Genomic DNA, 12478 nt, shown 5'->3' with positions numbered 1-12478 from the left:
CCTTGCGTCGTCGGTTCAGTTATTGCCGCTGCGCTCGGGCGGCTGGCGGATATGCCCGTAGACCGCCTCGCTGGAAACGCCACCATTGCTGGTGCCCGTATCCAGGTGGCCGTTGTTGCCGCCAGGGTGTTCATCGGCGCCTGGCCAGGTTGGCCCTTGGCGTACCCGCTCCTGCTTGGCCTCAAGCAGTGCCTGGATATGCTCGGCGGCCTCTTGCGGGGTCAGGTGCTTGCGTGCGGGACGGCGTGGCCGCGTCGTAGACGTGGTGCGACTGCGTCCCGCCGCCGGTGCGGTCTTGGCGGCTGTCTTGCGCGGTGCGGCGGCGGCCTTGCGAGGTGCTGCGCGCTTGGGAGCCGCCGCCTTGCGTGTGGCGGTTTTCTTGGCCGCCTTCTTGGCGGTGGCGCGTTTACGGGTGGTCTTTTTGGCGGCGGTCTTCTTTACCGCGGTCTTGCGCGGCGCCGCCTTCCTGGTCGCGGTCTTGCGCGTCGATTTGCGCGCGGCGGCTTTGCGTGTCGCTGTCTTGCGCGCGGGTGATTTGCGCGCCGCCTTCTTGGCTGCCGTCTTGCGGGTTGCCTTCTTGGCTACGGTCTTGCGCGTGGCCTTTTTCGCTACGGTCTTGCGCGTTGCCTTCTTGGCGGCGGTCTTGCGTGTCGCTTTCTTGGCTGCCGTCTTGCGGACGGCGCGCTTGACGGTGGCGCGCTTGCGTGCGGTGGTTTTCTTGGCAGTGGATTTGCGGGTGGCTGCTTTCTTGGCCGAGGATTTCTTCGCGGCCGGCTTGCGCTTCGTTGCCATGCGTCTTCACTCCTGCGGTGGTCGAGAATGCCCGACGCCCCATCACGCCGGACTAACCGACAAGTAACACCAACAACATGTATCAGGGGTGAGCAAAACCGCAATTCGAAGTCATGCCCGTGATCAAAACCTCGGCTGCGAGAGTGCCGCCAGGAAATGCGAGATCACTTCCGGTCGAACCACCACGGTGAACGCGACGCCAAACGCGGCGCCCCACAGGTGCGCGCTGTGGTTGACGTTGCCCTGCCCGCGCCGGTCCATGTAGATGGAGTAGCCCACGTAGAGCACGGCATAGACGATCGCCGGCAGCGGTATCACGAATACGATGATGCGCGACCACGGCGACAGCAGAACATAGGCAAAAAGCACGGCCGATACGGCGCCCGACGCGCCAAGGCTGCGGTAATTGGGGTTGTTCCTGTTGTTCAGATAGGTGGGCAGGATCGAGACCAGCAGCGCCAGGATGTAGAACAGCGCAAAACCCAGCGTGCCCAGCGTCGCCGTGAAAAACCCTTCCATGCTGCGGCCGAAAAAGTACAGCGTGATCATGTTGAACAGCAGGTGGCCAAAATCGGCATGCACCAGGCCGTAGGTCACCAGCCGGTGGTATTCGCGGCTGCGGGTGATGGCGGGCGGCCACAGGATCAGATCATTCATCAGGCGGGCGTTCTTGAACGCCATGAAGGACACGATCGAGGTGATGGCGATGATGATCAGGGTGATCATGCGTACTTCCGTGACGGGCAGGAGGCGGTGACAAAGAATCCGCATCTTGGCGGCGGCGCGGGCGATTGTCGACACTGCAGCCCCCGGAAAGTCCAAGCGCAGAGCGGCTTTCCGCACTATCATGCCCGGCTTCAAGCGTTTCCCCACGCCCCAGGCACTCCCCATGTCGATCCGTTACCTGCATCTGGACGTCTTTGCCGCCGCGCCCGGCGGCGGCAACCACCTGGGCGTCGTCACCGACGCCACCGGCTGGAGCGATGCCCGCATGCAAGCCTTCGCCCGCTGGACCAATCTGGTCGAAACCACTTTCCTGTTGCCGCCCAGCCAGCCCGGCGCCAGCTACCGTGTGCGCATTTTCACGCCGCACAAGGAAATTCCCTTTGCCGGTCATCCAAGCATCGGCAGCGCGCACGCCGTCCTGCTGTGCGGCCTGGCCGAGCCGGTGGACGGTGTGCTGTGGCAGGAATGCGGTGCGGGCGTCTTGCCCATCCGCGTGGAAGGCAGCGACGGCTCACGCCAGTTGCTGTTGAAATCGCCGCCATCCACTGTCGAGAAAACCGGCCGCGACGCCCATCCGCTGCTCGACGCCGCGCTGGCCGGCATCGATCTGGGCACGCTGCCGCCGGCCTATGTATCGGGCGGACGCCACTGGTGGCTGGCCGAATGCGCCGACGAAGCATCGCTGCGCCAGTGGAAGCCCGACCACGCCGCCATCGGCGCCCTGGCCAAGGCCACCGACAGCATGGGCTTGTGCGTGTTTGCGCGCAGCTCGCACCCGGACTATCAGCTGGTGGTGCGCGCGCTGCCGGCCGGCGTTGGCCTGGTGGAAGACCCGGCCTCGGGCGCCGCCAACGGCCTGATCGCCGCCTATATCGCCCATGCCGAACCCGACGGCCCGCTGGCGCGCGGCTACGTGGTAAGCCAGGGCCGCGAGATCGGCCACGATGCCAGCCTCTGCGTGCGCATCGACGGCAAGACCGTCTGGATCGGCGGTCACACCAACACCATCATCGATGGCGCGTTGCACTGGAGCGGCCACGAGTGAGCACGCGGCCGCAGATATGGGTCGATGCCGACGCCTGCCCTGCGCCGATCAAGGAAGTGCTGTTCCGTGCGGCGGAACGCGAGCAGGTGCAGGTGACCCTGGTCGCCAATCAATGGCTGCGCACGCCGCCGTCACGTTTCGTGCGCGCCATCCAGGTGCCGGGCGGTTTCGATGTGGCGGATGCGGAGATCGTGGAGCGCGTGAGCGCGGGCGACCTGGTGGTGACGCAGGATATTCCGCTGGCGGCCCTGGTGATTGAAAAAGGCGCGCTTGCGGTGCATCCGCGCGGTGAGCTGTATACGCCGGACACGATTGCGCAGCGACTTTCGATGCGCAATTTCATGGATGAGTTGCGCGGCTCGGGCGTCGATACCGGCGGACCGGCGGCGTTTCATGTGCGCGACAAGCAGGCGTTTGCCAATCAGCTGGATCGGTGGCTGGTGCAGTTTCGCAAGACGCGTTGAGCGAACCCTTGTAGGAGCGCACTTGTGCGCGACCGCCACGCTGCGTCGTAACCGAGCGCTGCGTTGGTGGCGTTGATGTATGGCAACACGCCGCGGTCGCGCACAAGTGCGCTCCTACAAGGTTAGTTGGCGCAGTCGCTCAGAGCTTGCGCTCATCCAGATGCGCACGGCGCGCTGCCACCTGCGCCATGATCGACCAGTCGACGTCTTCGTCGCCGGTGGACAAGGCCTCGAGCAGGCTGTCGCGCAGCACGCCTGCCAGCGGCAAGGGCACGCGCGTCGCATCCGCTGCTGCCAGCGCAAGGCCGATGTCCTTGTAGCCGAGCGGCAGAGCAAAGCCGGCCGGCGTATAGCGCGATTCGGCGATGAGCCTGGCGTAGCCCTGGTAAGCGGGCGTGGCGAACAGCGAGTTGGTCATCACCTCGAGGAAATCCGCCGCGCTCACGCCATGCGCCCGCGTCAACGCCGAAGCTTCGGCCATGCTTTCGATGGCGGCGCCGATCATGAAATTGCCGGCGATCTTCACCACGTTCGCCCGCTCGGGCGACTCGCCCAGCGGCCAGATGCGACTGCCCATGACCTCGAGCAAGGGGCGCACGCGCTCGATCACGTGCGGCTTGCCGGCCACCAGGATATTGAGCTTGCCCGCTGCTGCCACATCAGGACGACCGAACACGGGAGCGGCCAGGTAATCCAGGCCACGCTGCGTGTGTTCCTCCGCCAGTTCGCGCGCCAAGGCGACGGAAATCGTGGCGTGATTCACGTGCACCGTGCCCTGGTCCATGCCATCGAGCAGGCGGCCGTCGACAAACACACTGCGCACGGCCTGGTCGTTGGCCAGCATGCTGAAGAGCACCTCGCCCTGCGCCGCGCGGTCGGCTGTCTTCACCACCTTGGCGCCCAGCGACGCCAGGGGCTCGGTGGGGCCCGGCGAACGATTCCATACGGTGACCTCGTGCCCGGCCTTGATCAGGTTGCTCGCCATGGCGCTGCCCATGGCACCGAGGCCGATAAAACCCACTTTCATGCGATGGTCTCCACACAGAATGATCCGCCTAGTGGATCACGCGGCATGTTCACCTTGTGCGAAATCACACCACTTCGCCGGCCGCGTGCGCCGAAGCCCATGCCCACTGGAAGTTGTAGCCGCCGAGCCAGCCGGTCACGTCGACAACCTCGCCGATGAAGTACAGGCCCGGCACTAGCTTCGATTGCATCGTGGTCGATGAAAGTCCATCGGTATCCACACCGCCCAGTGTTACTTCGGCTGTGCGATAACCTTCCGTGCCGCTGGCAACCATCGGCCAGTCGTGCAGTTGTTCGCCGATCTTGCTCAGTTCGGCCTCGCGGTATTGCCGCATCGGCCGGCTCTCGAACCAGAGCTCGCACAAGCGCTGCGCGAGGCGGCGAGGCAGTACATCGCCCAGCACATTCTTCAGCTCCGCCGCGGGACGCGCGGTGCGCTGTTCCTGCAGCCACCGGCCAAGATCGAGCTCCGGCAGCAAGTTGATGCGCAGGTCGTCACCGGGCTGCCAATACGAGGAAATCTGCAGGATGGATGGCCCGCTGATGCCGCGATGTGTGAACAACAGGCCGGCGCGGAATGATCGCTTGCCCACGCTTGCGTCCACCGATGGCAAGGCCACGCCCGCAAGATCCTGATAGCGCTCCTGATGCTTGCCGCTCAACGTGAGCGGCACCAGGCCGGCCCGTGTGGGCAACACCCCATGACCGAACTGTCGCGCCAGTTCGTAGCCAAAACCGGTGGCCCCCATGCTGGGAATCGACAAGCCGCCGGAGGCGATCACCAAGGATTGCGCGTGCACTTCGCCGTGTGCGGTGACCACGTTGAAACCCTCGTCGGTCTTGCGCACGCGCTGCACGCCGCAGCTGGTTTCGATGCGAACGCCGGCCTGGGCGCACTCGTCCAGCAACATGCGCACGATCAGCTTGGAGGAGTCATCGCAGAACAGCTGCCCCAGTTCCTTCTCGTGGTAGGCGATGCGGTGTTTCTCCACCATCGCGATGAAATCCCACGGCGTATAGCGAGCCAAGGCGGATTTGGGAAAGTGCGGATTGGCAGACAGATAAGCATGGGGCGTCACGCCCAGGTTGGTGAAATTGCAGCGCCCTCCGCCGGACATGAGGATCTTCTTGCCGACCTTGTTGGCATGGTCGACCACCAGCACGCTGCGCCCACGCTGGCCGGCCACGATGGCGCACATCAGTCCGGCCGCGCCGCCGCCGATGACCAGTACATCCACTTTCACGCGCGCACCGCCGCCATGCCCTGCTCCCGATCCATTGACCCGACATTATCCGACAGGATGCGCCAGATCGCTTAGACTCGGCTTTTTCCTGGACCGGACCGCCACCATGCCTTCTTTTGACGTCGTTTCCGAAGTCGACAAGCACGAACTGACCAATGCCGTCGATCAGGCCAATCGGGAGCTCTCGAGCCGTTTCGACTTCAAGGGCACCGACGCGAAGTTCGAGCTGGACGAGTTCGTGATCACCCAAACGGCCCCCAGCGAGTTCCAGCTTGAGCAGATGCTGGACATCCTGCGCGGCCGCCTCACCTCGCGCAAAATCGATATCCGCGCGTTGGACGTGGGCGATGCCGAGACGAATCTTGGCGGTTCGCGCCAGAAGGTCACCGTCAAGCAAGGCATCGAGCAACCGATTGCCAAGAAGCTGGTGGCCTCGCTGAAGGCGGCCAAGCTCAAGGTCGAGGCACAGATCAACGGCGACAAGCTGCGCGTGACGGGCAAGAAGCGCGACGACCTGCAGGAGGCCATGGCCGTGCTGCGCAAGGCCGACGTGGAGCTGCCGCTGCAGTTCGATAATTTCCGCGATTAAGGCGATGCCTTGATCTTGTGGGAGCGCACCCTGTGCGCGACTGGCGCCCAGGATGCGAAGTCATGGCACGTTGCAGTCGCGCACAGGGTGCGCTCCCACAGGGGTGTTACCCCGCCAACCCGGCCGCAATATTCACGCTGATCGCAATGATGAACACATTGAAGAAGAACGCGATCACGCTGTGCAGCAAGGCCACGCGCCGCAGGTAACGGCTGCTGATCTGCACGTCGGAGACCTGGAAGGTCATGCCGATGACGATGGCGAAATACATGAAGTCCCAGTAATCGGGTTGCTCGGTGCCGGGGAAATCCAGCCCTTCATGCTTCTTGCCGAAATCGCCGTAGAAGCCATGCGCGTAATGCATGCCGAACATCACGTTGAAGAACAGCCACGACAGCACGATGCTGGCGGCGGCGACGATCAGCGCTTTCGCATCGCCACCCTTGGCGCCACCCATTTCCGTGGTCAGCGCCAGCGACACGAAGCCGGTGAGGATCAGCGAGGTCCACAGCACGCCCCAGCGGCCGGTGTCCTGCTTGCGCGCCTGCCCGCGCATGAGGTCGGGCGAGGTCGTGCGGCAGAACAGGATGGTCAGGGCCGTGAGGTAAACCGCAACGCCCAGATCAAAGCCCAGCAGCAGCGCCTCCGCAGGCGTCAGCCGGAGGCAGTACCACAGCCCCACGCCGACGATGAGCGCGACGGCGCCCGAGATCATCAGGCGCGGACGGGCGCGCAGGATGCGGAAAGGGACGAAGCCATTCTTGCGGGGACGGGTCTTTCCGGACGCGGTGCTCATGCGCACGTTCCTGCGCTCAGCCAGCTCTTCATCGCAAACGCTCTCTCCATGACCCGGTGGCGGGCATGGCGCATCTTAGAGCTTGTGCAACGCGTTCTCGACGCCCGGCGCAATGCCGCAGTTCAGACGTGCAGGTCCTGATACTCCGGATGGCGGGTCATCCAGATCTCTGAATACGAGCAGGCGGGATCCACCCGCCAGTGTTCTTCCCGCGCCATGTCCAGGGCCGTGCGCACCAGATGGGACGCGATGCCGCGACCACCCACCGCTGACGGAACGATGGTGTGGGTGATGGTCATCACACCATTTTCCAGCGTGTAGTCGAGCACGCAGGGCACGCCGTCCACTTTTGTTTCGAAGCGGTGCGTCCTGGCGTTGTGGTTGATCTCGGCGAACATGAAACGCGCCCTCGTCGGGGTGAACGGCGCGGAGAGTAAAGCAAGTGGCAGCGAACCACGCGTGAAGACCTCGGGCGCTAGCGTTCGCATTTCGTGCATGACTCTTTCGGCAAGCTTCCCGGACACCATCGCCTGCTCCAGGGAGCTGAACATGAAACGAAACGCATCCGCCGTCTGGTCGGGCGGGCTCAAGGAAGGTACCGGCACCATCTCCACCGCCTCAGGCGTGCTGCATGAAGCGCGCTACGGCTTCCAGTCGCGATTCGCGGATGGACCGGGCACCAATCCCGAAGAATTGCTCGGTGCGGCTCATGCCGGCTGCTACACGATGGCGTTGGCGCTGGGCCTGGAACAGGCCGGCCATGCGGCCACGCATATCGAGACCAAGGCGGTGGTGACGCTGGACAAGGATGGCGACGGGTTTTCCATCACCACGGTCGATCTCACCTGCCGCGCGAAAGTGGACGGCATCGATGCCGCCACCTTCGGCAAGATCGCCAAGGCCACCAAGGAAGGCTGCCCCGTGTCGAAGGTGCTCAAGGCGACGATCAATCTCGACGCCCAACTCACCAGCTGAGGTCCGTCGCGCACGTCAACCCGCGCAACTCGCGCGCACTGGCCGCGGCGTCGCCGCCAGTGCAGTGCGCCGAGCGCGTACGGCCTGGGCGAGACGATCGAGCACTTGCAGCGAGGCCTCCCAGTCGATGCAGCCATCGGTGATGCTCTGGCCGTAACGCAGCGGCTGGCCCTGGATCAGATCCTGGCGACCGCCCACGAGATGGCTTTCGACCATCACGCCGACGATGCGCTGCTCGCCGGAAGAAAGCTGCGTCGCAAGATCGTCGATCACGCGGGGCTGGTTCTCCGGCAGCTTGAGGCTGTTGGCATGGCTGGCGTCGACCATCACCCGCGCCGGCTGGCCGCCCTTGACGATGGCCGCACACGCCGCGTCTACGCTTGCGGCGTCGTAGTTGGGCGTCTTGCCGCCGCGCAGGATCACGTGACAGTCCTCGTTGCCGGTGGTGGCAGCGATGGCGGTGTGGCCTTCCTTTGTCACGGCCATGAAATGGTGCGGTTGCGATGCGGCGCTTACCGCGTCAACGGCGATCTTCACATTGCCATCGGTGCCGTTCTTGAAACCCACCGGGCACGACAGTCCCGAGGCCAGCTCGCGATGCACCTGGCTTTCGGTGGTGCGCGCGCCGATCGCACCCCACGCCACCAGATCGGCGATGTACTGCGGCGTAATCATGTCGAGGAATTCGCAGCCGGCCGGCACGCCCAGTTCGTTGATGTCGCGCAAGAGACCGCGCGCCAGTCGCAAGCCCTTGTCGATGCGGAAACTGCCATCGAGATCGGGATCGTTGATCAGACCTTTCCAGCCCACCGTGGTGCGCGGCTTTTCGAAGTACACGCGCATTACGATTTCCAGCTCGCCTGCATGCCGCTTGCGCTGTTCCGCAAGCCGCCCGGCGTATTCCAGCGCAGCCTTGGTGTCATGAATCGAACACGGGCCGATCACCACGGCCAGCCGGTCATCCTCGCCGACAAGGATGCGATGCAGCGCCTCGCGCGAGGCGCTCACGGTATGCGCGGCATGCACGCTCGCGGCGCAGTCGCGCATCACTTCGGCCGGCGCGGTGAGCGGCGTGATGGCGCGGATACGTAAATCGTCGGTGGAAGGGTTCACGGGGATCTCCTGGGAGGTTCCACTCGCGACCATGAAAAAGGCCGCCAGTGGTGGCTGGCGGCCTTTTTTTGGAATGGTGTCTTGTCGTTACGACAGTCGAGACCAACCCTCCGCCAGCGGCATCGGATAGCCGTAATACCAAAAATACTGGCGGGCGGAGTGGGAGGTCATGGTCGATAGAGATAACACAGGATTTTCGAGTGTGCAAAGGATGCATGTGAAACCAAGCATTACACTGGTCAGCATGTCGTCACCTTGGAATCTCCTTACCCGCCCCGCCCGCGAGCCCATCCGACGCTGGGTGCTGAGCGCATTTCCTCGCGGTGGCGGCGGCCATGTGGACTACGATCATCCGATAGGCGATCCCGGGCTTTTTGGCCCCGACAGTGCCACCTGGCGTGTGCATTCGGATTTTCCGGGCATGCTCGCCGGCGGTCTTGCGGCGCTGATGCTGCAGACCTTGCATCCGCTGGCGCTCGCCGGTGTATGGGATCACTCGAACTTCCGCGACGACCTGATCGGCCGCCTGCGTCGCACGACGTCATTCGTCAGCGGTACGACGTATGCGCCGGCCGACCAGGCACAGGCCTTGATCGAACGCGTCAGGCACATTCACTCGCAGGTAAAGGGTACGGCGGAAGATGGGCGACCCTATGCGGCCGACGATCCGCATCTGCTGACCTGGGTGCATGTCACTGAGGCCTATAGTTTCCTGCAGGGCTATCGGCGCTATAGCCATATCGCGATGCCGGCAGGCGCGGCCGACCGCTACTACGACGAGGTGCGTCGCATCGCCGAGGCGCTGGGCGCGCGCGACGTGCCGGCATCGGAAGCGCAGATCACCGCTTATTTCCGGCGCGTACGCCCTGATCTTCGTTTCACCGAACGCTCGCGTGCCGTGCTCGATGTGTTGTATCGCGTGCGCCTGCCGGTACCGGTGGCGGGATTGTCGCGTGATGTCTTTCTGCAGGCAGGCGCCGCTTTGCTGCCGCCGTGGGCCGACACCTTGCTGGAGCGCACGCCGCTGCAGCGCGCGCAATCGCGACTGGCTGCACGGGCTCTGTGGTCGGTGGCGCCGGTCTTTCGCATGGCGCTGCATGACGGCATAGGCAGCCATGCGTGCATGCGTGTCGGCGTGCCCACCGACACGCTGCAACACTGGCGCTGATTCAACCCTGCTCCATCGCGGCGTCGTAGCGCCGCTGCATTTCTTCGGCGCTCACCTGCTCGATCTCGTGGCCTACCAGCCACTCGTGACCGAAGGGATCGCGCACGGTGCCGCCGCGTTCGCCGTAGAAGAAATCCGTGGCCGGCCTGACCAGATAGCCGCCTTTTTCGACGGCGCGCGCGAGTACCGCATCGGCATTGTCGACATGCAGATGGATCGACACGCTGGTCCCGCCGATGCTCTGCGGACCGACGATGCCATGCTCGGGGTATTCGTCCGACAGCATCAGCACCGAAGGACCCATGGCCAGTTCGGCATGCCCGATGCGGCCGGTGCCGGGCTCGTCCAGACGCATCTTGAGGGTCGCACCGAATACTTCCTGGTAGTACGCCAACGCGGCCTCGGCGTTGCGCACGCGCAGATAGGGAAACATTTCCTTGATGACGGGTGGCTTGGTGGTATTCATCGGGGGCTCCCAGGGCAGGACAGGCAGCCCGGACACTATGCCCCCTGCACGTGGTCGTCTTGGTGAAAATCCAAGCCCAGCAGGGCGTCGCCCGGGCCCGCGAGATTGACACGCCCCACCGATCCGCTAACGTCGCCGGACCTGAACGCATGGCGCGTACAAAGGCACGGCACGAGGCAGGCTCTCATTGGCGACGCTCATCCCCTCCCGCAACAGCAGCCTGCCGCAGATGACCAGCGGCGAGAAGCGCTTCTCCGAACGCCTGGAGCAGAAGCTCGAGGACGACTACCTGCTGTGGTACGACGTGGCGATCGGCCCCAGGCAACGCCGCCCCGATTTCATCGTGTTCCATCCGCGCCGCGGCCTGCTGGTGCTCGAAGTGAAGGACTGGAAGCCAGGCACCATCCAGCAGGCCGACCGCACCCTGTTCACGCTGATCACCGGCACCAGCAGCGTGAAGGAACACAACCCGCTGATGCAGGCGCGCGACGGCGCCAACGAAATCTACAAAGTGCTGGCGCAGGACCCGGCGCTGCGCCATCCGCCCGGCCACACCTACGAGGGCAAGTTGCTGATGCCGTGGGGCTACGGCGTGGTGCTGGCCAATATCAGCCGCAAGCAGTTCGAGGCCGGACAGCTCGAAGCGGTGATCCCCGCCCATCTGGTGATCTGCCAGGACGAGATGTACGAATCGGTGGAGTCCGAAGCGTTCCAGGAGCGCCTGTGGGCGATGTTTCCGCAGGTCTTCCCCACCGCGCTCACGCTGCCGCAGATCGATCGCGTGCGCTGGCATCTGTTCCCGGAAATCCGCGTGGAGCCCGGCGAGGGCCAGTTCGGCCTGTTCGCCTCCGCCAGCAGCAGCTCGACCAAGCTGGCGATTCCGGATCTGATCAAGGTGATGGACGCGCAGCAGGAGCTGCTGGCCCGCTCGCTGGGCGACGAGCACCGCATCATTCACGGCGTGGCCGGCTCGGGCAAGACCATGATCCTGGGCTTTCGCGCGATGGAACTGGCGCGTGCGCTGTCCAAGCCGATCCTGGTGCTGTGCTACAACAAAACGCTGGCCGAGCGCCTTGAACAACTGATGGGCGAACGCGGCCTCAGCGACAAGGTGCAGGTCTACAACTTCCACAAGTGGTGCCGCAGCATGCTGACGGCCTACCACGTGCCCCTGCCCGAAGACGGCCCGCATTTCGCCGAAGCGTTGCCGCCGGCCGTCATCGCGGGCGTGGACAGCGGGCAGATTCCGCGCTTCCAGTACGGCGCGGTGCTGATCGACGAAGGCCATGATTTCGAGCCCGAGTGGTACAAGCTCATCGTGCAGATGATCGATCCCAACACCAATTCGCTGCTGGTGTTGTACGACGACGCGCAGAACATCTACGGCCAGGCCAATCGCAAGAAGCTCAGCTGGAAAAGCCTGGGCGTGCAGGCACAGGGCCGCACCACCATCCTCAAGCTCAACTACCGCAACACGCTGGAAATCCTCTCGGTGGCGCGCGGCTTCGCCAACGAACTGCTGCTGGGCCGCAGCGACGATGACGACGGAGTGCCGCTGATCGCACCGGAAAGCGCCGGGCGTCGCGGTGCCCTGCCCGAGCTGATCCGCGTGGAGCGCCAGGAGGATCAGCTGCCGGCGATCATCCAGCGGCTGCGCGATGAGCTGGGTGCGGGTCGCCCGCTGTCGGACATGGCGGTGATCTTCCGCAACAGCTGGGAAGGCGAAAAGCTGCAGGAAGCGCTGCAGCGTGCCGGTATTGCCAGCCAGCTCGCCGAGGGCAATGGCAAGAGCTCGCTGTTCGTGGTGGACGACACCGTGAAGCTGGTGACCATGCATTCCAGCAAGGGCCTGGAATTTCCCTTGGTGATCATCCCCGGCCTGGGCTCGCTGCCCAAACCCGGCAAGAACGAGGCGGAAGAGGCACGCCTGCTCTACGTGGCGATGACGCGTGCGACCGAGCAACTGGTGCTGATCCACCACGAGGATTCGATCTTCAGCCAGCGCATCCGCAACTCCATCAACGACGTGCAACAGCAGCTGGCGAGCGCCTGAAGCGGCCCGCCCTCTTCCACG

General features: G+C 64.4%; 14 protein-coding genes. 6 read left to right on the top strand and 8 right to left on the bottom strand.

What is annotated here, in order from left to right; translation table 11 throughout:
* Positions 1-15: 15 nt before the first annotated feature.
* Together AC1DKY_RS18865 and AC1DKY_RS18860 are read right to left on the bottom strand one after the other, a co-directional pair.
* Positions 16-792 (bottom strand): hypothetical protein, encoded by a 777-nt coding sequence (locus tag AC1DKY_RS18865; protein ID WP_441605107.1) that lies wholly within the window; start codon positions 790-792, stop codon positions 16-18.
* 123 nt (positions 793-915) lie between these two features.
* A complete protein-coding gene (locus tag AC1DKY_RS18860; protein WP_441605106.1) occupies positions 916-1518 on the bottom strand; it encodes a rhomboid family intramembrane serine protease in 603 nt (200 codons plus the stop codon).
* Positions 1519-1681: 163 nt separating this feature from the next.
* Here AC1DKY_RS18860 and AC1DKY_RS18855 point away from each other — a divergent pair, with 163 nt between their 5' ends.
* A complete protein-coding gene (locus tag AC1DKY_RS18855) occupies positions 1682-2563 on the top strand; it encodes a PhzF family phenazine biosynthesis protein (RefSeq protein ID WP_441605105.1) in 882 nt (293 codons plus the stop codon).
* Complete coding sequence (locus AC1DKY_RS18850) at positions 2560-3027, top strand: YaiI/YqxD family protein (RefSeq protein ID WP_441605104.1); 468 nt, start codon at positions 2560-2562, stop codon at positions 3025-3027. The genes AC1DKY_RS18855 and AC1DKY_RS18850 overlap by 4 nt, the downstream gene beginning before the upstream one ends.
* A 139-nt stretch (positions 3028-3166) precedes the next feature.
* Here AC1DKY_RS18850 and AC1DKY_RS18845 read toward each other — a convergent pair whose 3' ends face one another.
* Both AC1DKY_RS18845 and AC1DKY_RS18840 read right to left on the bottom strand, forming a co-directional pair.
* On the bottom strand, positions 3167-4054 hold the full coding sequence (locus AC1DKY_RS18845) for an NAD(P)-dependent oxidoreductase (protein WP_441605103.1): 888 nt from the start codon (positions 4052-4054) through the stop codon (positions 3167-3169).
* A gap of 64 nt (positions 4055-4118) precedes the next feature.
* Positions 4119-5297: a BaiN/RdsA family NAD(P)/FAD-dependent oxidoreductase gene (locus AC1DKY_RS18840; RefSeq protein WP_441605102.1), complete on the bottom strand. Its 1179-nt coding sequence runs from the start codon at positions 5295-5297 to the stop codon at positions 4119-4121.
* 106 nt (positions 5298-5403) lie between these two features.
* Between AC1DKY_RS18840 and AC1DKY_RS18835 the strand changes: the two genes are divergently transcribed.
* Positions 5404-5886: a YajQ family cyclic di-GMP-binding protein gene (locus AC1DKY_RS18835; protein WP_441605101.1), complete on the top strand. Its 483-nt coding sequence runs from the start codon at positions 5404-5406 to the stop codon at positions 5884-5886.
* 106 nt (positions 5887-5992) lie between these two features.
* On the opposite strand, the gene AC1DKY_RS18830 is transcribed toward AC1DKY_RS18835, so the two are convergent.
* Both AC1DKY_RS18830 and AC1DKY_RS18825 read right to left on the bottom strand, forming a co-directional pair.
* Positions 5993-6682: a DUF1345 domain-containing protein gene (locus tag AC1DKY_RS18830; protein WP_441605100.1), complete on the bottom strand. Its 690-nt coding sequence runs from the start codon at positions 6680-6682 to the stop codon at positions 5993-5995.
* 122 nt (positions 6683-6804) lie between these two features.
* The gene (locus AC1DKY_RS18825) at positions 6805-7233 is read right to left on the bottom strand and encodes a GNAT family N-acetyltransferase (RefSeq protein WP_441605099.1); all 429 of its coding nucleotides are present in this window, start codon (positions 7231-7233) and stop codon (positions 6805-6807) included.
* On the opposite strand from AC1DKY_RS18825, the gene AC1DKY_RS18820 reads away from it, so the two are divergent.
* The gene (locus AC1DKY_RS18820; protein WP_441605098.1) at positions 7232-7657 is read left to right on the top strand and encodes an OsmC family protein; all 426 of its coding nucleotides are present in this window, start codon (positions 7232-7234) and stop codon (positions 7655-7657) included. The two genes, AC1DKY_RS18825 and AC1DKY_RS18820, sit on opposite strands and share 2 nt — an antisense overlap.
* Before the next feature lie 15 nt (positions 7658-7672).
* Here AC1DKY_RS18820 and AC1DKY_RS18815 read toward each other — a convergent pair whose 3' ends face one another.
* Positions 7673-8770: a 3-deoxy-7-phosphoheptulonate synthase gene (locus AC1DKY_RS18815; protein ID WP_441605097.1), complete on the bottom strand. Its 1098-nt coding sequence runs from the start codon at positions 8768-8770 to the stop codon at positions 7673-7675.
* Positions 8771-9014: 244 nt separating this feature from the next.
* Here AC1DKY_RS18815 and AC1DKY_RS18810 point away from each other — a divergent pair, with 244 nt between their 5' ends.
* A complete protein-coding gene (locus AC1DKY_RS18810; protein WP_441605129.1) occupies positions 9015-9938 on the top strand; it encodes an oxygenase MpaB family protein in 924 nt (307 codons plus the stop codon).
* Between the two features lies 1 nt (position 9939).
* Here AC1DKY_RS18810 and AC1DKY_RS18805 read toward each other — a convergent pair whose 3' ends face one another.
* Positions 9940-10404, bottom strand: a complete 465-nt coding sequence (locus AC1DKY_RS18805; protein WP_441605096.1) for a VOC family protein — start codon at positions 10402-10404, stop codon at positions 9940-9942.
* Positions 10405-10633: 229 nt separating this feature from the next.
* Between AC1DKY_RS18805 and AC1DKY_RS18800 the strand changes: the two genes are divergently transcribed.
* The gene (locus AC1DKY_RS18800) at positions 10634-12457 is read left to right on the top strand and encodes a DEAD/DEAH box helicase (RefSeq protein ID WP_441605128.1); all 1824 of its coding nucleotides are present in this window, start codon (positions 10634-10636) and stop codon (positions 12455-12457) included.
* Positions 12458-12478 lie beyond the last annotated feature (21 nt).

It is taken from the genome of Dyella sp. 01N448 (genome assembly GCF_056399225.1).
Note: the sequence above shows the minus strand (reverse complement) of the source record. Positions and strands in the feature narration are given on the sequence as shown.

Excerpts from the sequence above, each read along its gene's own strand:
- AC1DKY_RS18865 (WP_441605107.1), bottom strand. The coding sequence starts at position 792 with ATGGCAACGAAGCGCAAGCCGGCCGCGAAGAAATCCTCGGCCAAGAAA.
- AC1DKY_RS18860 (WP_441605106.1), bottom strand. The coding sequence starts at position 1,518 with ATGATCACCCTGATCATCATCGCCATCACCTCGATCGTGTCCTTCATG.
- AC1DKY_RS18855 (WP_441605105.1), top strand. The coding sequence starts at position 1,682 with ATGTCGATCCGTTACCTGCATCTGGACGTCTTTGCCGCCGCGCCCGGC.
- AC1DKY_RS18845 (WP_441605103.1), bottom strand. The coding sequence starts at position 4,054 with ATGAAAGTGGGTTTTATCGGCCTCGGTGCCATGGGCAGCGCCATGGCG.
- AC1DKY_RS18835 (WP_441605101.1), top strand. The coding sequence starts at position 5,404 with ATGCCTTCTTTTGACGTCGTTTCCGAAGTCGACAAGCACGAACTGACC.
- AC1DKY_RS18830 (WP_441605100.1), bottom strand. The coding sequence starts at position 6,682 with ATGAGCACCGCGTCCGGAAAGACCCGTCCCCGCAAGAATGGCTTCGTC.
- AC1DKY_RS18820 (WP_441605098.1), top strand. The coding sequence starts at position 7,232 with ATGAAACGAAACGCATCCGCCGTCTGGTCGGGCGGGCTCAAGGAAGGT.
- AC1DKY_RS18825 (WP_441605099.1), bottom strand. The coding sequence starts at position 7,233 with ATGTTCAGCTCCCTGGAGCAGGCGATGGTGTCCGGGAAGCTTGCCGAA.
- AC1DKY_RS18810 (WP_441605129.1), top strand. The coding sequence starts at position 9,015 with ATGTCGTCACCTTGGAATCTCCTTACCCGCCCCGCCCGCGAGCCCATC.
- AC1DKY_RS18805 (WP_441605096.1), bottom strand. The coding sequence starts at position 10,404 with ATGAATACCACCAAGCCACCCGTCATCAAGGAAATGTTTCCCTATCTG.
- AC1DKY_RS18800 (WP_441605128.1), top strand. The coding sequence starts at position 10,634 with ATGACCAGCGGCGAGAAGCGCTTCTCCGAACGCCTGGAGCAGAAGCTC.